This is a genomic window from uncultured Bacteroides sp. (genome assembly GCF_910586915.1).
In the GTDB taxonomy this organism is placed as follows: domain Bacteria; phylum Bacteroidota; class Bacteroidia; order Bacteroidales; family Bacteroidaceae; genus Bacteroides.
Map to the genome: position 1 here is coordinate 96,247 of NZ_CAJULN010000004.1, position 24,111 is coordinate 120,357.

At 46.2% G+C, this 24,111-nt stretch carries 19 protein-coding genes and 4 tRNA genes; 3 read left to right on the top strand and 20 right to left on the bottom strand.

Going from position 1 to position 24,111, the window contains the following annotated elements:
- Positions 1 to 26 precede the first annotated feature (26 nt).
- The 8 genes from tuf to rpsU all read right to left on the bottom strand — a co-directional run bounded on the left by tuf (position 27) and on the right by rpsU (position 3,245).
- Complete coding sequence (gene tuf / locus QZ331_RS02990) at positions 27 to 1,211, bottom strand: elongation factor Tu (protein WP_294627908.1); 1,185 nt, start codon at positions 1,209 to 1,211, stop codon at positions 27 to 29.
- A gap of 49 nt (positions 1,212 to 1,260) precedes the next feature.
- Positions 1,261 to 1,332 (bottom strand) — tRNA-Thr (locus tag QZ331_RS02995).
- Between the two features lie 10 nt (positions 1,333 to 1,342).
- Positions 1,343 to 1,415, bottom strand: a tRNA-Gly gene (locus tag QZ331_RS03000).
- Between the two features lie 30 nt (positions 1,416 to 1,445).
- Positions 1,446 to 1,528, bottom strand: a tRNA-Tyr gene (locus QZ331_RS03005).
- A gap of 81 nt (positions 1,529 to 1,609) precedes the next feature.
- Positions 1,610 to 1,683, bottom strand: a tRNA-Thr gene (locus QZ331_RS03010).
- 97 nt (positions 1,684 to 1,780) lie between these two features.
- A complete protein-coding gene (gene raiA / locus QZ331_RS03015; RefSeq protein ID WP_294627909.1) occupies positions 1,781 to 2,080 on the bottom strand; it encodes a ribosome-associated translation inhibitor RaiA in 300 nt (99 codons plus the stop codon).
- Positions 2,081 to 2,096: 16 nt separating this feature from the next.
- On the bottom strand, positions 2,097 to 2,978 hold the full coding sequence (locus tag QZ331_RS03020; protein WP_294627911.1) for a tyrosine-type recombinase/integrase: 882 nt from the start codon (positions 2,976 to 2,978) through the stop codon (positions 2,097 to 2,099).
- A gap of 75 nt (positions 2,979 to 3,053) precedes the next feature.
- A complete protein-coding gene (rpsU, locus tag QZ331_RS03025) occupies positions 3,054 to 3,245 on the bottom strand; it encodes a 30S ribosomal protein S21 (RefSeq protein ID WP_024988277.1) in 192 nt (63 codons plus the stop codon).
- Between the two features lie 191 nt (positions 3,246 to 3,436).
- Between rpsU and QZ331_RS03030 the strand changes: the two genes are divergently transcribed.
- A complete protein-coding gene (locus QZ331_RS03030) occupies positions 3,437 to 5,218 on the top strand; it encodes an aminopeptidase P family protein (RefSeq protein WP_294627913.1) in 1,782 nt (593 codons plus the stop codon).
- A 149-nt stretch (positions 5,219 to 5,367) separates the two neighbouring features.
- Positions 5,368 to 5,883 carry a gamma carbonic anhydrase family protein gene (locus QZ331_RS03035; RefSeq protein WP_294627915.1) on the top strand — a complete coding sequence of 172 codons (516 nt, stop codon included), beginning with the start codon at positions 5,368 to 5,370 and terminating at the stop codon, positions 5,881 to 5,883.
- 12 nt (positions 5,884 to 5,895) lie between these two features.
- Here QZ331_RS03035 and QZ331_RS03040 read toward each other — a convergent pair whose 3' ends face one another.
- From QZ331_RS03040 to gltX, 7 genes are all read right to left on the bottom strand, one after another.
- Positions 5,896 to 7,809: an erythromycin esterase family protein gene (locus QZ331_RS03040; RefSeq protein WP_294627917.1), complete on the bottom strand. Its 1,914-nt coding sequence runs from the start codon at positions 7,807 to 7,809 to the stop codon at positions 5,896 to 5,898.
- Positions 7,796 to 9,670 (bottom strand): erythromycin esterase family protein, encoded by a 1,875-nt coding sequence (locus QZ331_RS03045; RefSeq protein WP_294627919.1) that lies wholly within the window; start codon positions 9,668 to 9,670, stop codon positions 7,796 to 7,798. Before QZ331_RS03045 ends, QZ331_RS03040 begins: the two co-directional genes overlap by 14 nt.
- Before the next feature lie 19 nt (positions 9,671 to 9,689).
- Entirely contained in the window at positions 9,690 to 10,292 is a 603-nt protein-coding gene (locus QZ331_RS03050) for a tetratricopeptide repeat protein (protein WP_294627921.1), read from the bottom strand.
- A gap of 47 nt (positions 10,293 to 10,339) precedes the next feature.
- On the bottom strand, positions 10,340 to 10,726 hold the full coding sequence (locus QZ331_RS03055) for a hypothetical protein (RefSeq protein WP_294627923.1): 387 nt from the start codon (positions 10,724 to 10,726) through the stop codon (positions 10,340 to 10,342).
- A 264-nt stretch (positions 10,727 to 10,990) separates the two neighbouring features.
- Positions 10,991 to 11,554 (bottom strand): WG repeat-containing protein, encoded by a 564-nt coding sequence (locus QZ331_RS03060; protein WP_294627925.1) that lies wholly within the window; start codon positions 11,552 to 11,554, stop codon positions 10,991 to 10,993.
- Positions 11,555 to 12,054: 500 nt separating this feature from the next.
- Complete coding sequence (locus QZ331_RS03065; RefSeq protein WP_294627927.1) at positions 12,055 to 13,278, bottom strand: glycosyltransferase N-terminal domain-containing protein; 1,224 nt, start codon at positions 13,276 to 13,278, stop codon at positions 12,055 to 12,057.
- A 52-nt stretch (positions 13,279 to 13,330) separates the two neighbouring features.
- The gene (gene gltX / locus QZ331_RS03070) at positions 13,331 to 14,857 is read right to left on the bottom strand and encodes a glutamate--tRNA ligase (RefSeq protein ID WP_294627928.1); all 1,527 of its coding nucleotides are present in this window, start codon (positions 14,855 to 14,857) and stop codon (positions 13,331 to 13,333) included.
- Positions 14,858 to 14,956: 99 nt separating this feature from the next.
- On the opposite strand from gltX, the gene QZ331_RS03075 reads away from it, so the two are divergent.
- Positions 14,957 to 17,029, top strand: coding sequence for an HDIG domain-containing metalloprotein (locus QZ331_RS03075; RefSeq protein ID WP_294627930.1), 2,073 nt, complete (start codon positions 14,957 to 14,959; stop codon positions 17,027 to 17,029).
- Here the strand turns inward: QZ331_RS03075 and QZ331_RS03080 are convergent.
- The 5 genes from QZ331_RS03080 to QZ331_RS03100 all read right to left on the bottom strand — a co-directional run bounded on the left by QZ331_RS03080 (position 17,004) and on the right by QZ331_RS03100 (position 24,095).
- On the bottom strand, positions 17,004 to 17,474 hold the full coding sequence (locus QZ331_RS03080; RefSeq protein WP_294627932.1) for a low molecular weight protein-tyrosine-phosphatase: 471 nt from the start codon (positions 17,472 to 17,474) through the stop codon (positions 17,004 to 17,006). The genes QZ331_RS03075 and QZ331_RS03080 overlap by 26 nt on opposite strands.
- Positions 17,475 to 17,627: 153 nt before the next feature.
- On the bottom strand, positions 17,628 to 19,424 hold the full coding sequence (locus tag QZ331_RS03085; RefSeq protein WP_294627934.1) for a glycoside hydrolase domain-containing protein: 1,797 nt from the start codon (positions 19,422 to 19,424) through the stop codon (positions 17,628 to 17,630).
- Positions 19,425 to 19,472: 48 nt separating this feature from the next.
- Positions 19,473 to 21,929, bottom strand: coding sequence for a primosomal protein N' (gene priA, locus QZ331_RS03090; RefSeq protein WP_294627936.1), 2,457 nt, complete (start codon positions 21,927 to 21,929; stop codon positions 19,473 to 19,475).
- Positions 21,930 to 22,008: 79 nt separating this feature from the next.
- Complete coding sequence (locus QZ331_RS03095; protein WP_294627938.1) at positions 22,009 to 22,608, bottom strand: porin family protein; 600 nt, start codon at positions 22,606 to 22,608, stop codon at positions 22,009 to 22,011.
- A 53-nt stretch (positions 22,609 to 22,661) separates the two neighbouring features.
- Positions 22,662 to 24,095: an aspartate ammonia-lyase gene (locus QZ331_RS03100; protein WP_294627940.1), complete on the bottom strand. Its 1,434-nt coding sequence runs from the start codon at positions 24,093 to 24,095 to the stop codon at positions 22,662 to 22,664.
- Between the last annotated feature and the right edge of the window lie 16 nt (positions 24,096 to 24,111).

A 24,111-nucleotide genomic window follows, 5' to 3' on the forward strand; every position in this document is an offset into this window, starting at 1 on the left:
ACCGGGAACTGATTAAATATTGTGTATTAGTCAAGAATTTCAGTAATCTGACCAGCACCTACTGTACGTCCACCTTCGCGGATAGCGAAACGAAGACCCGTATTCAATGCTACCGGGTAGATCAATTCTACTGTGATAGTTACGTTATCACCCGGCATTACCATTTCAGTTCCTTCCGGCAAAGTGATTTCACCTGTACAGTCCATTGTACGCAGGTAGAACTGAGGACGGTATTTGTTGTGGAACGGAGTGTGACGACCACCTTCTTCTTTCTTCAAGATATAAACCTCAGCTTTGAATCTTGAGTGCGGTTTAATCTGACCCGGTTTACAAAGAACCATACCACGTTTGATTTCGTTCTTGTCGATACCACGGAGCAACAGACCTACGTTGTCACCAGCTTCACCCTGATCCAGCAATTTGCGGAACATTTCAACACCAGTTACAACTGATTTCTTGTCTTCACCCAAACCGAGGATTTCAACTTCGTCACCTACATGGATAACACCTGTTTCGATACGACCTGTTGCTACAGTACCACGACCTGTGATAGAGAACACGTCTTCAACCGGCATCAAGAAAGGTTTATCAACATCGCGCGGAGGCAGCGGAATCCAAGTATCAACAGCTTCCATCAACTCCATTACTTTTTCCTCCCACTTTTCTACGCCGTTCAATGCGCCAAGAGCAGAACCCTGAATAATCGGAGTATTGTCACCATCGAATTCATAGAATGAAAGAAGTTCTCTCATTTCCATTTCAACGAGCTCCAACATTTCAGCATCGTCTACCATATCGCACTTATTCAAGAATACAACCAAGCGAGGAACGTTTACCTGACGAGCCAACAGGATGTGTTCGCGAGTCTGAGGCATCGGACCGTCAGTTGCAGCACAAACAATAATAGCACCGTCCATCTGAGCAGCACCGGTTACCATGTTCTTTACGTAGTCGGCGTGTCCCGGACAGTCAACGTGTGCGTAGTGACGGTTAGCTGTTTCGTATTCAACGTGTGAAGTATTGATAGTGATACCTCTTTCTTTTTCTTCAGGAGCGTTGTCGATAGAATCGAAAGAACGCAATTCAGAAAGACCTTTTTTTGCCAACACTGTAGTGATAGCAGCAGTCAACGTTGTCTTACCGTGGTCTACGTGACCGATTGTACCAATGTTTACGTGCGGTTTGGTACGTTCAAATTTCTCTTTAGCCATAGCTTTACTTGTTATTTATTTGATTAATAATCAGCATTTACATCTTGTGAGCTGTTACCGGGACTTGAACCCGGGACCTCTTCCTTACCAAGGAAGTGCTCTACCGCTGAGCTATAACAGCAAGAAAAGAGAGCGGAAGACGGGGCTCAAACCCGCGACCCTCAGCTTGGAAGGCTAATGCTCTATCAACTGAGCTACTTCCGCATTCTCACCAAAGCAATCATTACTTTGTCGTGGGCAAAGATGGATTCGAACCACCGAAGGCGTAAGCCAGCAGATTTACAGTCTGCCCCATTTGGCCACTCTGGTATTTGCCCCTGATTCATTAAATAAAAGAACGAACATCAAACAAAATCGCACCATCCGGTGTTGTTTCTATGATTTTACTCTTTTTCTTGAGCCTCTTGTCGGATTCGAACCAACGACCCCGAGATTACAAATCACGTGCTCTGGCCAACTGAGCTAAAGAGGCATTCTGGCTAAAATTTGCAACCGCCACGTATAATGTAAGCGAAACGGCTGCAAATTTAGTTATTTATTTCTTTTCCGCAAAAATATTTGCAGCTTTTTTATTTATCACGTTGTTTTTCCTTGTATTTCACCAGTTGTTTGCCGAGTGCATCCACATCCAGGTCGATAGCTTCCTCAAATGTATCGCATATTTTGCTTGCATAAAACTCCCCGTTCGGAACGAGAACTTTAATGCCTGCTTCTTTGTTTTCGGCTACTTCCGGCTTCACTACCTTTAACGACACCTCTACTTTCTTTATATCTTCGTAATATTTCTCCAACTTAGACACTTTCTTCTGAATAAATGCTTGCAATTGCTCTGACGCATCAAAGTGAATTGATTGAATTCTAATATCCATACTTACCTCCTTTTTTTTAAGCTCTTGGATGAGCTTGTTTATACACTTTTTTAAGTTCCTCAAACGTAGTGTGCGTATAGATTTCGGTAGTCGTTATGCTCTCGTGCCCCAAAAGCTCTTTTACCGCGCCAAGTTCCGCTTCATTGTTCAGCATCGCAGTGGCAAAAGTATGCCTCAGCACGTGAGGACTCCTTTTCTTCAACGTCGCTACTTTTGATAGGTTCCGTTTCACTAAATTATAGACTAACCCCATATAAAGCCGTTCTCCGTTCTCTCTGACGAAAAAAGCGTCCGACTTCTTCGGAATCGTTTCGTTTCTTATATTCATATACTCAAGCAACAACGTCCGCAGTTCGTCGCCAAACGGAATCAGCCGTTGCTTGTTTCTTTTCCCGGTCACTTTGAGAAGAGAAGCCGAAAAATCCACATCCCCGTCGTTCAGGCCTATCAGTTCCGAATGCCTTATGCCGGTGAGATAAAACACCTCGATAATCAATCGGTCGCGACATCCTTTAAACCCTTCGCCAAAATCAGTTTCGTCCAGCAGCCTGTCCATTTCGGCCTCTTTCAGGAACACCGGCAACGCTTTTTTATTTTTCGGTCCCTTTATTCTACACAAGGGGTCGACCGTTGCCACTCCTTGTTTCAAAAGATACCGATAGAACGCCCGGAGCGAACTTAGCTTACGGTTGACGGAAGTAGAAGTATATCCCTTATCCATTAATGAAACAATCCATTCACGAATTAGTTCCGCTTCGACCTCCAAAGGATTAAATTTTCCGTACTCTTCTTGAGCAAACTCCTGTAATTGCCTGATGTCCTCGCCGTATGCGATAACGGTTTTGTCCGAGTAGTTCCGCTCATACCGGAGATAATCAAGAAAAGATTCTATCAACATAATTACGCTACATCTAAAATCGTGCAACGAATGTATGAAAAAGAATTCAATAATTCAAAGGAAATTACGAATTATTTAGTCTTCTACTTGCTGAAGTTTCTGTACGTAAACCGCACGTTCTCTCTTAAGTCTGTTAGTTACAGACGGTTTGTCAAACTGCTGTCTGCTTCTCAGTTCTTTTACGATACCGGTTTTCTCAAATTTTCTCTTAAATTTCTTCAGCGCTTTTTCGATGTTTTCGCCTTCTTTTACAGGTACTACAATCATTTTGTTTCTATTAAATATTTATGATTAAAAAATTTCTGCAGTCAAAATTGCGCCGCAAAAGTACACATACTTTCTTTATTCACAAAACTTTCGGCAAATATTTCTCAAAAACTATTCATAAACAAAGCGTTAAACGTAGAAAGTTAGTACCTTTGAGTCAATTAATATACTTACCATAATATAATGAACGTATGAAACAGAACATCAAAGAAAGAGTGAATGCGTTGCGCGCGATATTGCGTGGCGGCAACATCCAGGCATTTATCATCCCCAGCACCGACCCTCACCTGAGCGAATATGTGGCTCCGCACTGGATGTCGCGCGAATGGATTTCGGGCTTTACCGGTTCGGCGGGAACCGTGGCGGTGACAATGGACGACGCCGGATTATGGACCGACTCGCGCTACTTCCTGCAAGCCGGCGAGGAACTGAAGGACACTGGCATCGCTTTATATAAGGAGGGGCTGCCGGACACTCCGGGCCTCACCGACTTCCTCTGCCGTAATTTGCAGCCGGGCGATTCTGTCGGCATCGACGGAAAAATGTTTTCCGTGCAGCAGGTGGAGCAGATGAAGGAGGAGTTGGCTGCCCACCGGTTGCAGCTCGACATCTTCGGCGACCCGTTGGAACGCATTTGGGAAGACCGGCCTTCCATCCCCGACGCTCCGGCTTTTGTCTACGACCTTTGCTATGCGGGAAAAACCTGCGCGGAGAAAATATCCGCCATCCGCGCCGAATTGAAAGGCAAGGGAGTAGACGCCTTATTCCTGTCGGCTCTGGACGAGATAGCATGGACACTCAATCTCAGAGGAAACGACGTACATTGCAATCCGGTCGTAGTCAGCTATTTGCTTATCACGCAGGAGGAGACGGTTTATTTCATCTCTCCGGAAAAGGTGACGCAGGAGGTTGCTTCTTATCTGAAAGAGCAGCAGATAGGCCTGCATGATTATGACAAGGTGGAGACTTTCTTGCAGGGCCTTTCCGGAAGGAGGATTCTTATCGACCCCCGAAAGACGAATTTCGCCGTTTACTCTGCCATCCGTCCGGAATGCACGATTGTCCGGGGCGAATCGCCGGTGGCACTGCTGAAGGCCATCCGCAACGAGCAGGAAATCGCCGGTCTGCGGGCTGCCATGCAACGCGACGGAGTGGCGCTTGTCAAATTCCTCCAATGGCTGGAAGGCGCGGTCGCGTCGGGCAAGGAGACGGAGTTGAGCATTGACCAAAAGTTGCATGAATCCAGGGCTGCCCAACCTCTTTACATGGGCGAGAGTTTCGACACGATTGCGGGATACAAAGAGCATGGAGCCATCGTGCACTATTCGGCAACACCGGAAAGCGCTGCCGTGCTCCAGCCCAAAGGTTTCCTGCTTTTAGACTCCGGGGCACAGTATATGGACGGAACCACCGACATCACGCGTACCATCGCACTGGGCGAACTCACCGAGGAAGAGAAAAGAGACTATACTCTCGTATTAAAGGGGCACATTGCGCTGGCAAGAGCCAAATTTCCTGCGGGTACCCGTGGCGTGCAGCTCGACGTGCTGGCGCGTATGCCGCTCTGGAGCCACGGGATGAACTACCTGCATGGCACCGGACATGGGGTAGGCCATTTCCTCAGCGTGCACGAAGGGCCGCAAAGTATCCGCATGAACGAGAATCCGGTGGTGCTGCAACCGGGTATGGTGACTTCCAACGAACCGGGCGTCTACAAAGCCGGCAGCCACGGGATACGCATCGAAAACCTGACACTGGTTTGCAAAGCGTGCGAAGGTATGTTTGGCGATTACCTCGCGTTTGAAACCCTTACGCTGTGTCCTATCTGCACGAAGGGAATCATCAGGAAGATGCTGGCCAATAAGGAAATCGAATGGCTGAACAGTTATCACCAGACGGTCTACGAACAACTGTCTCCGAATCTTAGCGAAGAAGAAAAAAACTGGCTGCGAGAGGCTACTGCTTCCATTTAAACGAAACTTGTCTGAGACCCGGGTCTCAGCATCACCGACACCCGGGTGTCAGACTATCCGAGACCCGGGTCCCAGTGGCGCTGACACCCGGGTGTCAGCCAACATTCGGTCGCATCAATTAAAAATCTTTATCAGAAACAAATCATTTTATGGCTTTAATCAAATCAGTACGGGGATTTACGCCCGAAATCGGAGAGAATTGTTTCCTTGCCGACAACGCAACCCTCATCGGGGATGTGAAAATAGGAAACGACTGTAGCATTTGGTTCAACAGCGTATTGCGGGGCGACGTCAATTCCATACGAATAGGCAACGGGGTGAATATTCAGGACGGTAGTGTCCTGCATACGTTGTATCAGAAATCGGTCATCGAAATCGGCAATCATGTGTCCGTAGGGCACAATGTCACCATCCACGGAGCAACGGTGAAAGATTATGCGCTTATCGGAATGGGAGCGACGGTTTTAGACCACGCCATCGTGGGAGAAGGTGCGATTGTCGCCGCCGGCTCGCTGGTGCTGAGCAACACGGTGATTGAACCGGGAAGCATTTGGGGCGGCGTGCCTGCCAAATTCATCAAAAAGGTAGACCCCGAACAGGCGAAGGAGCTGAATCAGAAGATTGCGCACAATTATCTGATGTATGCCCAATGGTACAAGGAGTAATAAGAGACTCCGCTACGGCAGGGGCTTGCCTGTACGTAGCGGAGTTTCAATAGATTTCAAGATTCTATTCCTCTTTCTATATTTATCCAACCGATTCAAGTCAAAGGCTCTGAAACGTTCATTGGATATACTATTTCTCAAATAGACAATTCCATCCGCACAAGTATATAAATTGGTACATTCATAATTTCCGTTCCACCGGGGCGAATTTCCTAAGCTACGAATGCAATAAACGGAGTTACCTAATAAACGGGCAGGTACATAGACGTTATCCAAGCCTGCTTTCATCCATATGGATTCCAACAAGTGTGCAGGCGGTTCTTCCAATTTGCAGGCCGAAAGAGTGTCGGCGTAATAGCGTGTCAGAATCTCTCCACTACCTACCGTGAAGGCAACAACCGCATAATCGGCCTGATATTTCGCTACCAAACGGCTTCCCATAGAACGCAGATAAGGGAAACTGCCTGTCAGCTTTTCCTTCTTCTGCGTATGTTTATAATGAGCATAAATGATAGCCTTTTCGCCTTCTTTGAGTCTTTTGTCGATAAATGTCCGCGCATTGTCATATAGATAAAAATCCCTGTTCAACATTGCATAAAAAGCCTCTTCCTCAGTCACGCTATCATGGCTCATACGAATGATGCCATCAAGTGTCTCTTCCAACAGACCGTATTCGTCGTCTCCCATCAACAGCACCAATCTCTCCTTATGCTGCCTTATTCCCTCGCGCACATCCTCAAAGTATAGCCGGTCAATCCCTTGCAGCAACGGATAGAAAATAGCCTTATCCGCTTCACTGTAAAATTCATACAGGTAATCGAACAACGCATTGGAGGTATAATTATAGCTACCCTCCATCCCAAGAATCCGGACTTTCGCAGGAGAAGCAGCATTGTATTGCCTCAGCCAGACAAGAAAAGATTCCAATTCGTGTATATCAAACAGGTGTCCGGCAACATCTTGCATAATCTCACGGATAGCCGATTCGCGCGTGTGCCCGCCAACATACAGATTCATTTTCAGACAAAGCCCCATTTCTGCCTCCAACAGCACCAAACGGCAATTATCGTAGCGAATGCTGTTTTTTATCACCTGAAACACACGCCGGTTAACCGTCGTACTGCCGTGTACGGTTTCGCCCAACGCAATTATCCTTTTATCCTGAAGCCCCATCTTTCGCAAGAAACTTTCATCCGGCCGGTCGAATATATTTTCATACGACACATCCGGCAGACTGTACGCTTGCGGTACGCGAAAAGGATATTTATGGAGAACCGGTGTAATATCCTGCCCTCCCACACGGATGCTCATCCTGTCCAAATAAACTTTAGAAGGCAGAAAATCCAATAAGGTCTTCATCTTGCTGCATCCTACAATCCCCACTATAAGATGCCGCACATCTTTCAAGGGCAACGAGCACCGGACGGTTTGCCACCCCGTTCCGCCGGGCACCACCATAGAATCCGTCCTTAGGAAATTTTGCTGCAAATCCATTCCCATCACCTGCAAACAGACCTTACTCATACCCATCAGCCGAAGGTGTAAATCTACAGTAACCGTATCCCTGTCATATCCGGCGGGTAGTTGAAATGCCTGATGCAAATTCAACATAACCGGATGGTTCGCGCGTCTCAACGAAAAAATGGAATTCTGATTAACTCTTTCCGGAAGTATCACAAGCGGATGTTTGCCATGCATCAATTCCGTCGAATCGAATTGCATCACCGGAATGTAAGTGGTACGCCACTGAAAATCCGAAGAGTCTGCCGAATGAAAATCCAAATTGAATCTGTCCTGCTGACCATACATATGGAGCGGACAAATACAAACAAGAAAAAACAGTTTTATCGACAGGTCAAACCGCCTACTCGCTCCAGCCCGCCCCAACAGGCAGCTTTGTGGATAAAAAGACTTAATATATCTCATACAATGCACGTTGACGTTCAAACCGTTCTACTGATTTTTTAAATTTATCTACCCAGGAAACTGCTTCGTGAATAAGATGCATAGCCTCGCTATTCTCCACATAAACGGCCCCATCCATAGAAAGATAGGGATGGAATATAGTATGCAGTTGAGTGGCATTGCCCTTCATCCTCGCATACAAGGGTCTACGAGGAAACAACGAAACGGAAGCATAAAAGAAAGGAGAGTTGAAACGATGCAACAGGCTTTCCAGATGGTTACCATCAACCGGTTGTAACGGTATTTTAGAAAAAAACGGCAATCTACCTGTCTCCATCTTAGCATAGTGCAGTTCTTGCAAACCACACGTTGCTTCTCCTTCGTAAGCAAACAGACCCACAGCACCATATTCGTCGCCATATTCTTTTTTCAGAAAAGAGCCACAGGAAAGAGGCGGATATACATCAAGGGTATGGGTTTTATCAAAACAAATATGTCCCAAATGAGCATACAAGGTAACCGTCTCGGAGGATTCGCAAAAGAGTTCTATCATGTATCTGACGCTTTCGAACATGAGAGAATCACGCAGAGGATATACTTCTTCCTCATCATTGACAGTGGCAGTTGTCGCCAACCACTTCCTCCACCAGAAATCAATCAATTTCATCTCTGACGGAATAGAGTTCTTTTGAAAGGCCGTATCGTTCTCCACCAACGAAAAACCATTTTCCATAGCCTGCCGACAATTTTTCAGATGCAAAGCCAAAAATGCTTTTGCAGCATCGCTCAACTCATCTTTGTTCAGGGAATAAAAATAGTTGTATATATTCGACGGATACGAGAACACACTTGTACTTGGAGCATCCATACCCAAAACAGAAACCTTGCGTTGCGCATAACGATTATACTCCCGCACCCACTCGAAGAAATCAAGAATTTTAGCTGAACACAAAATCAAATCCAGACTGTTGGCTATCGTGTCCAATTCAAACCGTGTATCGCCTTGCACATAACGATTCACATTCAGCATGACTTCAAACGGAATTTCCAACAATACAAGTTTGCAATTATTATATAAGATGCGGCTTTTTATAATTTGAATAGCCGTTTCGGATAAAGTTTCACTGCCGTGAATCGATTCGCCTATCGCCAGAATTTTAGGAGCAGTCATCCCCGTGGCCCGTTGGTAGGAAGTTAAATCCCCCCAGCTTAGTTTTGCCACGCAATTCGTATCGGGTACAAATGCTTCACAAACATTGGGGGCTTGATATTCAGTCAGATTTCTGCCATCTGCCAATAGTTGTATTTGGCCGAGGCCAAGCATCCGGTCTGCATTCTCGCCATTGCTTTCCACGTATAATTGTAATCGCATATAAGATACATTCTTCACAGATATGCGCGTGGCAAATGTATCCCAATTGGAAGTTTCCGCTATTTGCAATGTATCTGATGAAACAATTTCCCCATCCGTACTGAAGCCTGAAAGGAGAAAATACATCGTAGAAAAACCTGCATTTTTACCGTAGAAAACGACTTCTGCTTCTTCCATATCATTAATGGCCGGCATAAGAAAACCGGAAATAATATTGAGGGCTATCTTCTGCGCGGTTGGCGAAAATGTAAAAACCGTGGCCTTGTGTCCATTCTCCAATACTTCACTTGCTATTTTTTCACTAAGTTTCGCTATTGGTTTAGCGGCAATCCGCCAGCCAACAAGTTTGTTATCAGCTTTATTAATAGTAAAATTCAGTATATCTTCCAACTTGTCTGGTTGCCGTTGAGCAAACAAGGCAAGGGGAATGAAGTTTAATATGAAGAAAATAAACCCCATCAAAATATTGGTTATGACAGCCACCCACGTAACTCCGGCAAAATTCATCATCACGCACACCTATTAGTATTTACTTATCCCGAGTGACAACCGAAGTCCCTAACAGCCCTTGCCGCATCTGCTTAAATCCTACCGTCCTGACAAATTCCAAAACGTCCTTCCTTTCGTCGGCAGTAAATGAGGCAGGTATCAGTTCTTCCATTTCCTGCTCAGACATTTCTTTACCATCGCAAAGGTACTTCACCATGAGGTAGTTAATGCACACATTCGGATGGGGAGTCTTTTTCAACTCTTCGCCAAAAAGCATGAACGATTTCTGATAAGCAATGTGTGCAGCTTCCACATCGTCATTCTTCTCCAGATAAACGCCTTTCAGCGTATAATAATATGAATTTTCCAATGCATATTTCTCAGCAGACAGACAGGTTTGCAATGCTTCCGGAAATCGTTTCAACCTGTCTAAACATTGTGCTTTGTGCATATATGCCAAGACATAAGAACTGTCGATAGCAATCGCTTCATCCAACAACAAAACCGCTTGTTCCAATGAATCCGGACGGAACATTAACTTCACTGCCTGATTATTCTTCTCAATGGCAGCAGGTACATACTCTTGTGCAAAAACGATGGAAGAGTAAATTAAGAACAAAACACCTGATACAAACTTTTTCATAATACTTAAATTAAAGAGTTATTTATTAAAATCGCATACATAATAATTTAAGGCAAAGGACTGAAAGCCTTTCCGGAAGATACCGAAAAAGCAATTTCCATATCTTTCACAATCATCGGATATTTCTTTCCCATCTTTTCGCACAATTCAGCATACAAATTTGTCTCCTCTATGGTTGAATGCAGACTGTGAAAGAAAAAATACCAGAAAGAAAAGACATCCCCCTGCCATATCATCGACAAGCGTTGAAACATCACTTCCGGCTTTTTGTGCATTACCTGCCTGACAACCATCTGTAAGTAATTCGGTGCATCGGCTTCCCATCTGCCACCAATACAAAGTCTTATCAGTTTATCACAATAGATGGAATCCGGCAAAAGAGTAACCAATCGTCCCAATCCGTTCACAATATGGTCATGCGCCGATTTATACATTGTCAAATCTTCCTGCGGACAAAAATCATAGGTCTGCAAAAAAGATTTCCAAGTATCGGGGAAAGCCGTAAAAAACTTTTTTTGAACCTCTACCGACATCGGTTCTTCTACCAGTTTTCGATATGAAGCATTTAAGCCCAATGTATCAACACGACTTTGAGCAACCAATATTGTAAATGAAAATAGCGATAATAAAAACAAACGTGTTCTTAGCATAACAATTACCCATAAATATTAATAATCATACCATCAGTTCCTTCATAACTATTGAGCGACAACTTTCCCTCTCCTATCCATCAATATAGGAACTCCTTGCTTATATGCACGGATAATATTATCGGATACACGGGTTATTGAATCATACTCCAAAGGGATGACAACCTTTCCGTTTTTATCAATCATACCCATCCGGTGCTGTTTTTCTACGCAAGCATAGCCCCTATAATAATCCAATTTATCATATTGAGGAGAAACTAACAGTTTAATCAATCCCCACATACCATCTTTCTTTATCATCCAACGACTGCGGTCTTGTTCATCAAAGTTAATTATCTCTTCATATTCCACAGGAAGAACAACCTTGCCCCTTGTATTTATCAGCCCATACTTTCCGCCTTCATTCCAACCCATTCCACCAAACTTTTCGATACCATTATTCACACGAGCCAATCCCTTAAATCCCAAAGCACTTTCGTAAAATTCGCCAAAACTCCAGCATTTATCATAAGGAGCTTCAATCACCACTTCCCCTTTACGATTGATATAACGCCATTTTTTATCATATCCTCTCACTAAAGCAAGCCCGCAACTGAATTCATGTGCTTCCATAAACTCATCTTTCCGACCAGATACATCAGGGTCGGGAATGCGTTGCTGACCAAAGCGGTCAACAAATACGAAATTATGACTACTCGGTGAGGGATTTGGCTTTCACATAAAGCATCTCATCTTCATGAACACGGTAATTTTTACTCGACTGACAGGAAACTATCAGTAAAAAAACTGTTGACAATACTAAAAATGTTCTCATACTATTATATTTAATGTGACATTAAAAACATTCAGAATCTTACCCTTACTCTGCGAAAACTCCTATGTCCCAATTTATCATATTTCATTGTATTATAAGGGCTTTGTATATAAATATGCATAAGAAGGTTCTAACCCCACATCAAACACAGTGTTATTATACACTTTTAACATTTCACATAAAGAAACCGGATGGTTTCAGCACGAAGCATAAAAAGAATGGCTGAAAGCGTTCTTTTACAAACACTTTCAGCCATTCTTTTTAACTTGAGCCTAAACCTTAAATCAATAAAAGGAAATTAGAAGTTAATCATGTGCATAATCTTCTCTGTTGCTCCAGCATTATCGGTTACATAATTGCCGGCTTTCTCTCCTGTTTCGTTCAGGAAAGCGACATCGGTATGGAATCGGTTCAGCAATGTATCCAATTCGGTGTAGTCCTTGATGGAATAGGCACCTTTCGTTTCGAGCAATTGTATGGCTTCCATAAATTTTTGATACTTAGGTCCAAATATGACAGGAATGCCATATACAGCAGCTTCTAATGTATTGTGGATACCCACTCCAAAGCCACCGCCGATATAAGCTATCTCGCCATATCGGTAAATGGAAGAGAGCAACCCGAAACAGTCGATAATCAAGCAATCGGCTTTCAACACGTTCTTTTCGTCGGCACGGGTGTAGCGCACGTAAGGACGCTTCAACTTTCCGATAATCTCCACCAGGTGGTTTTCGTCTATCACATGAGGAGCGATTATCAATTTCATCTCCGGATGATTGTTGAAGTATTCAATGAACAAGTCTTCATCGGGTCCCCACGAACTGCCTGCCACAAATGTGAAACGGTTGTCGCCCTTAAACTTCGCTACCAACGGAAGTTCTTTCGCCTCTTCGCGAATCTGCAACACACGGTCGAAACGCGTATCGCCGACCACCGTCACACGGTTGATGCCAATCTTCGACAAATAACGCTTGGAAGCTTCGTTCTGCACAAACAGATAATCGAAGTTTCTCAGCACGTGACGATACGTGCCGCCGTACCACTTGAAGAAAACCTGGTCGCGACGGAAAATGGAAGAGACGCTATAGACCGGAATGCGGCGTTTATGCAACTCGTCCAAATAGTTCTTCCAAAATTCGTATTTGATGAAGAACGCCATACAAGGAGTGGTGATATCCAAAAACTTCTTCACATTACGAGGTTTGTCGAACGGAAGGTAGCAGACGATATCGGCTCCCCGGTAATGCTTGCGCACTTCGTAACCGGAAGGTGAAAAGAAAGTCAGCAGTATCTTATAGCCGGGATAGGTGGAACGGATTTTTTCTATCAACGGACGTCCCTGCTCAAATTCGCCCAACGAGGCTGCATGAAACCAAATGTACCTCTCTCCCTTCTCTACCTGCTGACGCAACAATTCATACACTACCCAATGCCCTTTCATCATCTTGCGGGGTTTGTGACTGAAAGGAGCAGCCAAATGCACTGCGAAATCGTAGAGGATAATCGCCAGATTGTAAAGCATAACAAACAAATATATGATTAAAATACTAACACACAGAAGAAAAGCCGGGAGATTATCCCAGTTTTTCCACTGCACTGCGGATGCGGCTGATGGTTTCGTCCTTACCCAGCAGTTCGGTTATGTCGAACATATGAGGTCCCTTGCACTCTCCTACCACTGCCAGGCGGAAAGCATTCATTACATTACCCATATGATAACCCTTTTCCGTAATCCAGCCGATAACGATGTCTTCCGAAGGTTTGGACGAGAAGTCCGCTATACCTTCCAGCACGGTTATCAGTTCGCCCATGATGCGGGGAGTATCTTCCGACCAACGCTTTTTCACATCCTTTTCGGCATACTGCGTAGGAGCTGCAAAGAAGAAGCGGCTTTGGTCCCACAATTCTTTCACAAAGTTGACACGGCCTTTCACTAATGATACGACTTTAGCCAAATAATCATCGCTATAAGCCGCCGCGTCCACTCCATTTGCTGCCAATACCGGCTTGAACAGTTGGGCAAGTTCGGCATCGGGCTTCATCATGATATATTCGTGGTTGAACCATGTTCCTTTCTTATAGTCGAATTTAGCACCCGACTTGCTACAATGATTCAGGTCGAACAGTTTCACCAATTCGTCCATCGACATCACTTCCTGGTCGTTGCCCGGATTCCATCCTAGCAAAGCGAGGAAATTGATAACGGCTTCGGGCAGGTAACCCGATTCGCGGTAGCCCGAGGAGACGTCGCCCGATTTCGGGTCGTGCCATTCCAACGGGAATACAGGGAATCCCAAACGGTCGCCGTCGCGCTTGCTCAGTTTTCCATTGCCTTCCGGTTTGAGCAACAAAGGCAGATGGGCAAATTCGGGCATAGTGTCTTCCCAGCCGAAAGCGCGATACAACAGCACGTGCAAGGGAGCGGAAGGCAACCACTCTTCACCGCGAATCACGTGAGACACTTCCATCAAATGGTCGTCTACGATATTTGCCAGGTGGTAAGTGGGCAGTTCGTCTGCCGATTTGTAGAGTACTTTGTCGTCGAGGATGGATGAATTGATAATTACTTCGCCGCGAATCAAGTCGTTCACGTGTACATCCTCATTCGGTTCTATTTTGAAACGGACTACATATTGTTTGCCTTCAGCAATCAGTGCGTCCACTTCTTCTTTCGGCATAGTCAGTGAATTGCGCATCATTCCACGTGTAGATGCGTCATATTGGAAGTTAGCAATTTCCGCGCGTTTAGCATCCAGTTCCTCCGGAGTATCAAAAGCGATGTATGCCTTTCCATTTTCCAGCAAAACCTGCACGTATTTCTTGTAGATTTCACGGCGTTCGGACTGACGGTACGGACCATGTTCGCCACCGAAACTCACACCTTCATCAAAATGGATACCCAACCACTTGAAAGATTCGAGTATATACTCTTCCGCTCCCGGAACGAACCGGTGAGAATCAGTATCTTCAATACGGAATATAAGGTCTCCGCCGTGCTGGCGCGCAAATAGATAATTATACAAAGCTGTACGCACACCACCAATGTGCAATGCCCCGGTAGGACTTGGAGCAAAACGAACTCTTACTTTTCTTTCTGCCATAATATTGGGTTAGTAATATAGGTAAATTCATGGCAAAATTAAACCTTTTTTTCCACACTATTGTTTTTTTTTGTACTTTTCGCAAAAATTTCAATGGATATGGAACATTTGAAGAAGAAAAAGAGTTTTTCATGGAGAGATTTGCTATATAAATCACTGTTGCTCATAAGTACGGTGGCCTTCATCGTCTATTTTCTACCGCGCGACGGCAAGTTCAACTATCAATTTGACATAAACAAGCCGTGGAAATACGGACAACTGATAGCCACTTTCGACTTCCCCATCTATAAGAGCGACGCAGTAGTGAAGAAGGAACAAGACAGCCTGATGGCGCTTTTCCAGCCTTATTACGAACTCGACAAAACTGTGGGAAAGGAAGCGATAGCCAAACTGAAGGAGAATTACCAAACGCACCTGAAAGGCCTGCTCCCTTCCGCAGACTACCTGCGCTACATCGAACGCACACTGAGAGAAATCTATGAGGCGGGAATCATTTCTACGGAGAATATACACCAACTGCACAAAGACAGTACTGCGTCCATCATGGTTATTGATGCTATCCTCGCCAACTCACGTCCCACAAATGATATTTATACCGTAAAAAAGGCCTACGAGCACCTGTTTTCGGCCGACTCCACCCACTTCAACCGGGAGATTCTCAGGCATTGCTCGCTGAACGACTACATCACTCCCAACCTTATCTTCGATGCAAAGAGAACCCAGACTGCCAAAGAAGAACTGCTGAACAGTTATTCGTGGGCAAACGGAATGGTAGTAAGCGGACAGAAAATTATCGACCGGGGCGAAATCATCAGCCCCGATACCTATAATATATTGGAGTCGCTACGCAAAGAATCCATCAAGCGCAATGAATCGATGGAACAAAGCCGCCTGATACTGGGCGGGCAAATCCTGTTTACAGGTATGCTGATACTCTGCTTCATGCTTTATCTCGACCTGTTCAGACAAGATTATTACGAACGGAAAGGCAGCCTGTCGCTGCTATTCACATTGATTGTGTTCTACAACATCGTCACGGCCTTTATGGTGTCGCACAACTTGTTCAATGTGTACATCATCCCCTATGCCATGTTACCCATCATCATCCGCGTATTCCTCGATTCGAGAACAGCGTTCCTGACGCACGTTGTCACCATATTGATTTGTTCCGTTTCACTGCGTTTCCCGCATGAGTTCATTCTCACCCAGTTAGCAGCAGGAATGATTGCGATATTCAGTTTGAAAGAGCTCTCGCAAAGATCGCAGCTTTTCCGCACCGCCTTGTTGGTGATACTGACGTATGCTGCCGTTTATTTCGCCTTCGAGCTGATGACGGAAAGCGGACTTTCAAACGACTTCTCCAAACTGAACATACGGATGTACACCTACTTCGTCATCAACGGAATCTTATTGCTGTTTGCTTATCCGTTGTTGTTCCTGCTCGAAAAAATGTTCGGGTTTACTTCCAACGTGACGTTAGTGGAGCTATCCAATATCAACAACGACCTGTTGAGACAAATGTCCGAAACAGTGCCAGGCACATTCCAGCACTCCATGCAGGTTGCTAACCTTGCCGCCGAAGCCGCCATCCGCGTCGGTGCGAAAAGCCAGTTGGTGCGTACGGGAGCTTTGTATCACGACATAGGGAAAATGGAAAATCCGGCGTTCTTTACAGAAAACCAGTCGGGCGGCGTCAACCCGCACAAGAACCTGGGATACGAACAGAGTGCGCAAGTTGTCATCAACCACGTCATCGACGGACTGAAACTTGCCGACAGACACAACCTGCCCAAAGCGGTGAAAGACTTTATCAGTACCCACCACGGACGGGGAAAAACCAAGTATTTCTATATTTCATGGAAGAATGAGCATCCGGACAAAGAGCCGAACGAAGAACTGTTCACCTATCCCGGTCCAAATCCATTCAGCAAAGAACAAGCGATTCTGATGATGGCGGATGCAGTGGAGGCAGCATCGCGAAGCCTGCCGGAATATACGGAAGAAAGTATCAGCAACCTGGTCGACAAGATTATCGATTCACAGGTTGCCGAAGGTTATTTCAAGGAGTGTCCCATCACGTTCAAAGACATTGCGACAGTGAAAGCCGTATTCAAAGAAAAACTGAAAATAGCTTATCACACCCGAATCAGCTATCCTGAGTTAAAGAAGTAAGCAGACCGGCACAGGCGTCTTCAAGAATATCAAGCACGTATTCAAAGCCTTCCGCCCCACCGTAATAGGGGTCGGGCACGTGGTCGGCAGGGATGCGGGTGCAATATTCCGTCATGCGGTGAATCTTTTTCCATTCTTGGGTAGAAGGGGCTTTATCTTTCAAATCATCTATGTTACGGTCGTCCATACCGATGATTAAATCGAAATTGTAAAAATCGTCCGTGCAGACGGGGCGCGAACGGTGTACCAGTTGATAGCCGCGCCGGGCTGCATGGGCACGCATCCGGCTGTCAGGCAACTCGCCCTGATGATAAGAAAGGATTCCGGCAGAGTCTATCAAAAATTCCTTTTCCAATCCGGCTTCTTTTATCAGATGGAGCATTACACCTTCTGCCGTGGAACTGCGGCAGATATTTCCTAAACATACGAAGAGTATCTTTTTCATGACTTTATGTGTGCGGGGTTGCACCACAGAGGACACAGAGTCTCACGGAGTTTTCTTCTTATGAGTAACAGCCGCAGTTACCACCGCTCATAAATGAACAGATTCATAAAAAAAGAAAAAAACTCTGTGAGACTCTGTACTCTCTGTGGTGAATTAGAATGAATTCAACAGTTGATTAGCCTTGTTCACGGTCGCTGCCGCCGGAATCTCCGGCATATCGCCCAAACGGAACGGAGCCAGCATTTTTTCTATTTTCTTCAATCCGGCTTTATTGCCCTTTTGCTCAAACTCGCGACGAAGAATCGTTATTTTCTCGTGTGCCTGTATTCCTTCTATCAAGCGTTCAAAGCGGATGCAACTGCGTGCTCCAGGATATACCATATAGGTATCTCCTGCCGCCCAAGTGCGGAAACGTGAATCGAGCAATGGTTCTACCGGCCAACTGTTATAAGCCCAACGCAGATAACCGTCCAACTGTTTCTTGGCCGAATAGAAACTTATCCAAACAGCCTCGGCAGGTTCGGAGAAAGTAAATGTATTGGGGTGCGCTTCGGTGCAACAAGTATAATAAGTAGTACGCTTATTCTCGGCTGCACGGCGGATACGTACATCCTCGGGGAATTCCTGACCGATGGCAATGCAATAGTCATATAAGTCCGGCTCTATCTCCGCATGATAATTTCCAGCCAAAGAGACTTTGAAATTCGGGTCAGCCTTACGAATCACCTTAAGCGTTTTCTGCATCACCTCCATCGGACGTTCGTCCATAGCGATGGTACAGATGTCAAACCAGCCCTTTTCTTTCAGGTGTTTGGCGAAAGAAGTAAGCATTGCCACCCACATCTCTTCGTAGGCTTGTTCGCCCGGTGCGGTTTTCACAAACTTCAAAGAGTTGGTTGCCTGGTCGTAATATTGGAAAGAGAGTTTCCAGGGAACCATTGAGTAACAGTTAATCTGCTTGTCGATACCAACGCTCATCATAAATTCCACCCAACGGTCGAAAATGGTATAATCAAAAGCCCATGTACCGTCGGCACGTTTCATCCAAGTGACCATCGTGTCGAAGTAATCTTCCGTCTGACCGTTCCAGGGTTTATGCATCAGCGTGGCTGTGATAATTTTCTGTCCGGCATTTGCCAACATCTTCATCAACGGACGCATCGCCTCAAAATGCTCCTGACTCCACAAAGGAACTTGATGATAACGGGCTACGGCATACGGACTCTGCCACAAATCGAGGTGGTAAGCCCATTCCGACGGCTGAGGGAGTTCGCGGGAAGAGACATTGATTTCGAGGTTCAGGCGTTGCAACAGGCGTGAACCGTCATTAATCAGCAGCTCTCCTTTGTATGCTCCGGGAACGGCAGCTTGCGGAATCCAGCACTGCACCCAAACGGGCTGAACGGTACGGGCGGGCAAAGCCATTGATTTCAGTTCCGGGTCGAACGGGTCTGCCACCAATAATGAATCATAATCTGCCGACTGACGATGACCGCACGCTCCTCTTCCGTCCTTGTTCAGTTCGTCCGTCATCACATAACGCACGAAAGCGGCAGTGAGCGACTCTTTCGGAAGTGTGTTTCCTTTTTTGTCCTTAAAATCGGAGAAGCAGAAGTTAAGGTCTTTCAGTTCTGTTCCCGTCCATACAACTGCCTGCGCATTCACCCGTTCGCCACGCCAACCTTTTAAGGAGAGGTTTGTGTAAGCTCTCAACGAGGGAAGCTGATGTTTTGCATAGCGTACATCTGTGGTGCCCCAGGCAACCTGTGTCGTGGTGACTGCCGCCCATTCCTTATCGGACGGTACCATAGGATCGGGCAATTCCTGATAAGTTCCTAACGGAAACTTCGGTTGTCCTGTCGGGATTCCACACTGGGTCACTCCTTGCTGGGCAAGCAGCGAACTCATACTAAATAGACTGGCTAAAGAAATAATAGTAAGTCGTTTCATTGTTGTTAGTTAAATTAATAAAGGTTATTATAAGGGGGAATATTTTTATCACATAGGGTCTACATCGTAATAGACAATCAGCGACTTGTAGCGTTCGTCCTCCATCATCTCGCGTTGAATGCGGAGAAGCAATTCGCGCGCCCGTGCCATCGGTGCATGGTGTTCAATCTTAAGCACTATCTTCTTTATAAACAGTGTTTGGATACGGGCAACCGGCGGTTTGTCCGGTCCCAGCACCCGATTGCCGAACACGGCGCGCAGTTTGTCAGCCATCGCTACCGCCATTTGGTCGAGCAACGCTTCGTTATGGTTTTTGAGATAGACGTATACCAGACGATAGTAGGGCGGATAATGAAACATCTGACGTTCTGCCAGTTGTCCGCCCACCATCTCTTCGTAATCATTGGCTATGACCTTATGAATAATCGGATGGTCGATGCTTTTGGTTTGCAACACAACCCGTCCGCGTTTGTTCTTGCGTCCGGCACGTCCGGAAACCTGCGCCATCAGTTGGAAGGCACGCTCGTAAGACCGGAAGTCGGGATAGTTCAGCATGGTATCCGCATTGAGTATGCCGACGACACTTACATGATCGAAGTCCAGCCCTTTAGATACCATTTGCGTTCCGATAAGTATATCGGTTTTTCCCTGCTGAAAGTTCTCGATAATCTTTTCGTAGGCGGCTCGGGTACGGGTAGTATCCAAGTCCATCCGCGCTACGGCAGCTTCAGGAAACAGTATTTTTATATCGTCTTCCACTTTTTCCGTACCGAAGCCACGGTTCACCAACTCCGTCCCTTCGCAGGCGGGGCAGGCTTTGGGCAGTTGGTAAGTATAGCCGCAGTAGTGGCAAGTCAGTTGGTTGATTCCTTTATGATAGGTAAGGCTCACATCGCAGTTCTTGCACTTCGGCACCCAACCGCAAGTGCGGCATTCCACCATCGGAGCAAATCCGCGACGGTTTTGAAAAAGAATCACCTGCTCCTTCTGCTCCAGGGCTTCCTTCATATATTGTATCAGAAGCGGCGAGAACTGCCCCACCATCCTCTTCTTGCGGTGCAATTCCTTTATATCGACCGGAATAATTTCCGGCAACTGAATTTCTTTATACCGCTCTTTCAGTTGTACGAAGCCGTACTTTCCGGTCATGGCGTTCTGCCACGTTTCGATGGATGGCGTTGCCGTTCCCAGCAACGTCTTGGCCCCATACATGGCGGCAAGGACGATGGCTGCATTGCGCGCATGATAACGCGGAGCGGGGTCTTGCTGCTTGTATGTATTTTCATGTTCCTCGTCTACAATCACCAGCCCTAACTTGCGGAAAGGCAGAAATACAGACGAGCGAACTCCGAGAATAATATCGTATCCATCCTCCCCGAGTTGTTTCTGCCATATTTCGACCCGTTCGGCGTCAGGGAACTTGGAGTGATAAATGCCGAGCCGCGAACCGAATACGCGTTGCAGGCGTTCTGTTATCTGAGTGGTCAATGCTATTTCCGGCAATAAGTACAACACCTGTTCTCCCCGGCGGACGGCCTCTTCTATGAGATGAATGTATATCTCGGTCTTGCCACTGGAGGTCACTCCATGCAGGAGGCAGACATTCTTTTCACGGAAAGAGTGTAGAATCTCGTCGTGTGCCCGTTGCTGAAACTCATTCAATGCATTCAGCTCGCCCACCTCTTTTTCCTGCTTGTTCAGTCGGCCTATTTCGTGATGGTAAATCTCGAAAATCTTTTTGTCTACCAGTCCGTTCAATACGGCAGGAGCCACATTTGCCCGTTGCAGCAGTTCTTTTTTAGAGATTTCTTTGGGAGTGCCGTTGCCCAAAAGACCCGAACATTCTACATATTTCATAAGGAGCGCCAACTGCTTCGGGGCACGCGAGAGGATATCGAACAGAATATGCAGCCGCTTCTCGTCGGTAGTTCCGGCAAGGCGCACACGTGCCTCGGTCTTGGGCTTGTAGGTGCGCTTCAATTCTTCTTTCACGAAAATGGCTTCTTTGTCGAGCAGGGACTTGATGACCGTAAGGATGTTTTTAAGGCCGCTCTCCTTCTCCAACTTAGTGACGCACTGCTGCGCATCTACCGCCAGCAAATCCAGAATGCGCTGTTCGCGTTCGGACAAAGGTGCGTCGGCTTCAAAGTCGGGGTTGTATTCCACCATCGTTTCGCTTTCCAGTTTCAGCCCCGAGGGCAATGCCGCTTTATATACGTCTCCCTGTGTGCAGAGATAATAATCGGCTATCCATTTCCAAAACTTGAATTGTTCGGACAATAAAATAGGAGAAGCATCCAGCAGTGCCGATATTTCTTTCACTTCATATTCTGCCGGAGCGCAATAGTGGACATTGCGGACGATAGCCGTATAGAACTTCTTCCGTCCGAAAGGAACTACCACACGGCAGCCTGTCTTCACTTCTTCCGCATACTCGTCGGGCAAAGAGTAGGTAAAACTCTTCGGAAGGGGAAGCGGCAATATGACATCTACATATTTTTTCATTGACGTCGCAAAGATATAAAAAAAGAGGCTTCCGACAGCCGGAAGCCTCTGGTTCTGCAATGTTAAAAGAAATGTTTTATCAGAAGATGTAAGCTACAGACACTTGCCAGGTCTTGGTTTTATAAGAACCTGCCATATTTTCAATACCTGCAAAACTTTCAAAATCCGCAGTATCGCCCAACGGGATGTTATAATTGGCACCTACCTGCAAGTGGTTGAGCAATTTCACACCTGCGCCGAGGTTAATGCCGACTTCTGCTTTCTTCTTGTCGATTCCCGATTTCTTTTCAAAGTCGAAATAAAAATCAGGACCGGCTGCCAGATAAACACCCAGCAAACTTCCCAAACCGAAGGTGTACTTCAAATTGACCGGAATGTCGACACCGTTCTGCTTGATGGTGTATTCCTTCTCTTTTTCTTCCGGAGTTACCGTTACACCTCTTTGGGCAAACAGTAAAGAAGCATCCACGCCCAACCCGATAACCGGAATGGTAAATTCCGCCATCGGCCCGATGAAGAAGCCGGTGAAGTTGTCTTTCCTGAAGTTGTCGCCCACATTGGAGAAACTTGCTTTCGACAGGTTCAAACCACCTTTTACACCAAAATGCAACTGTGCCTGGGCAGGCATTGCCATAGCGATGCATACGGCAATCATTAAAGCACTAAAAATCTTTTTCATAAATTCACGTGTTTATAATTCGGGGCAAAGATAGAGAAAAATACGTATATCTGTCAATTATTCGGGTGAATATCAAGTTTCACCGGCTTTATCATATTCTCCGGTTTGAGGATGGTATCCAAATCTTCTTTGGAAAGAATACCATGCTCCAATACCAGTTCGTAGACTCCCTTGCCCGTCTCCTGTGCCTCTTTGGCAATCTGTGTAGCGTGCTTGTATCCGATGACCGGGTTCAAGGCCGTCACCACTGCGATGCTGTTGTGCACATCCCGACGGCATTTTTCCTCATTGGCCGTGATACCGTCCACGCACAGCGTACGCAAGGTATCAAAACCATTCATGAACAGGTCGGCAGATTCAAAACAACATTGCGCCATCACCGGTTCCATTGCATTGAGTTCCATTTGGGCAGCTTCGCCGCTCATGGCGACACAGAGGTCGTTTCCTATTACCTTATAGGCTATCTGGTTCATCACTTCGGGGATTACCGGATTTACCTTTCCAGGCATGATGGAAGAACCGGGCTGCATGGCCGGCAAGTTAATCTCGCCCAATCCGCAACGAGGCCCGGAGGCCAGCAGCCGCAGGTCGTTGCATATCTTATTCATCTTGACAGCCACCCGTCGCATGGCGGCCGAATAGCCTACCATGCAGGAGGTGTCCGAAGTGGCTCCTATCAGGTCGGCGGCCAGTTTTATATCCAGTCCGGTGATTTCACGCAGGGCGGCGATACACTTTTCGGCATATCCGGGCTCGGCGGCGATACCCGTGCCGATGGCAGTTGCCCCCATATTGACCGTCAGAAAATCCCGGGCGGCAAAGTCGAGATGCTTTACTTCATCTTCCAAGATGCTCGCAAATGCGTGGAACGTCTGCCCGAGGGTCATCGGCACGGCGTCTTCCAACTGGGTGCGCCCTATCTTAATCACATGGGCAAACTCCTCTCCTTTCCTGCGGAAAGATTCTATCAGCAGGGTGAAATGTTCGAGCAGTTGCAGGTGGGTGTAATATAGGCCTATGTGGATGGCGGTAGGATAAGCGTCGTTGGTAGACTGCGAACGGTTCACATGGTCGTTGGGCGAACAATAGCGGTATTCGCCGCGCTGATGTCCTAACAGCTCCAATGCGCGGTTGGCTATCACCTCATTGGCGTTCATGTTGGTCGTAGTTCCGGCTCCTCCCTGAATCATGTCGACGGGAAATTGTTCGTGGTGTTTTCCCTCAAGGATTTCCTTACAGGCTTTCAGGATAGCGTCCGCCTGTTCTTCGGTGAGCAATCCTAATTGGCGGTTGGCAATGGCAGCTCCCATTTTCGTGAAGGCCAACGCCTGAATGAACAAAGGGTACTCATTCAAATGAAACTTGCTGATTCGAAAGTTTTCAATCCCACGGAGTGTCTGTACTCCATACAATGCTGTTTCGGGCACTTCACGACTTCCAATCAAGTCGCTCTCCGTGCGAGTTTTTTTTGATAAATTCTGTTCCATATCGGTTGTTTTCGTT

What these genes read in the sequence shown, in the direction of transcription:
- tuf (WP_294627908.1), bottom strand. Translation starts at nt 1,211, where the DNA reads ATGGCTAAAGAGAAATTTGAACGTACCAAACCGCACGTAAACATTGGT.
- raiA (WP_294627909.1), bottom strand. Translation starts at nt 2,080, where the DNA reads ATGGATATTAGAATTCAATCAATTCACTTTGATGCGTCAGAGCAATTG.
- QZ331_RS03020 (WP_294627911.1), bottom strand. Translation starts at nt 2,978, where the DNA reads ATGTTGATAGAATCTTTTCTTGATTATCTCCGGTATGAGCGGAACTAC.
- rpsU (WP_024988277.1), bottom strand. Translation starts at nt 3,245, where the DNA reads ATGATTGTAGTACCTGTAAAAGAAGGCGAAAACATCGAAAAAGCGCTG.
- QZ331_RS03030 (WP_294627913.1), top strand. Translation starts at nt 3,437, where the DNA reads ATGAAACAGAACATCAAAGAAAGAGTGAATGCGTTGCGCGCGATATTG.
- QZ331_RS03035 (WP_294627915.1), top strand. Translation starts at nt 5,368, where the DNA reads ATGGCTTTAATCAAATCAGTACGGGGATTTACGCCCGAAATCGGAGAG.
- QZ331_RS03040 (WP_294627917.1), bottom strand. Translation starts at nt 7,809, where the DNA reads ATGAGATATATTAAGTCTTTTTATCCACAAAGCTGCCTGTTGGGGCGG.
- QZ331_RS03045 (WP_294627919.1), bottom strand. Translation starts at nt 9,670, where the DNA reads ATGATGAATTTTGCCGGAGTTACGTGGGTGGCTGTCATAACCAATATT.
- QZ331_RS03050 (WP_294627921.1), bottom strand. Translation starts at nt 10,292, where the DNA reads ATGAAAAAGTTTGTATCAGGTGTTTTGTTCTTAATTTACTCTTCCATC.
- QZ331_RS03055 (WP_294627923.1), bottom strand. Translation starts at nt 10,726, where the DNA reads ATGTATAAATCGGCGCATGACCATATTGTGAACGGATTGGGACGATTG.
- QZ331_RS03060 (WP_294627925.1), bottom strand. Translation starts at nt 11,554, where the DNA reads ATGGAAGCACATGAATTCAGTTGCGGGCTTGCTTTAGTGAGAGGATAT.
- QZ331_RS03065 (WP_294627927.1), bottom strand. Translation starts at nt 13,278, where the DNA reads ATGCTTTACAATCTGGCGATTATCCTCTACGATTTCGCAGTGCATTTG.
- gltX (WP_294627928.1), bottom strand. Translation starts at nt 14,857, where the DNA reads ATGGCAGAAAGAAAAGTAAGAGTTCGTTTTGCTCCAAGTCCTACCGGG.
- QZ331_RS03075 (WP_294627930.1), top strand. Translation starts at nt 14,957, where the DNA reads ATGGAACATTTGAAGAAGAAAAAGAGTTTTTCATGGAGAGATTTGCTA.
- QZ331_RS03080 (WP_294627932.1), bottom strand. Translation starts at nt 17,474, where the DNA reads ATGAAAAAGATACTCTTCGTATGTTTAGGAAATATCTGCCGCAGTTCC.
- QZ331_RS03085 (WP_294627934.1), bottom strand. Translation starts at nt 19,424, where the DNA reads ATGAAACGACTTACTATTATTTCTTTAGCCAGTCTATTTAGTATGAGT.
- priA (WP_294627936.1), bottom strand. Translation starts at nt 21,929, where the DNA reads ATGAAAAAATATGTAGATGTCATATTGCCGCTTCCCCTTCCGAAGAGT.
- QZ331_RS03095 (WP_294627938.1), bottom strand. Translation starts at nt 22,608, where the DNA reads ATGAAAAAGATTTTTAGTGCTTTAATGATTGCCGTATGCATCGCTATG.
- QZ331_RS03100 (WP_294627940.1), bottom strand. Translation starts at nt 24,095, where the DNA reads ATGGAACAGAATTTATCAAAAAAAACTCGCACGGAGAGCGACTTGATT.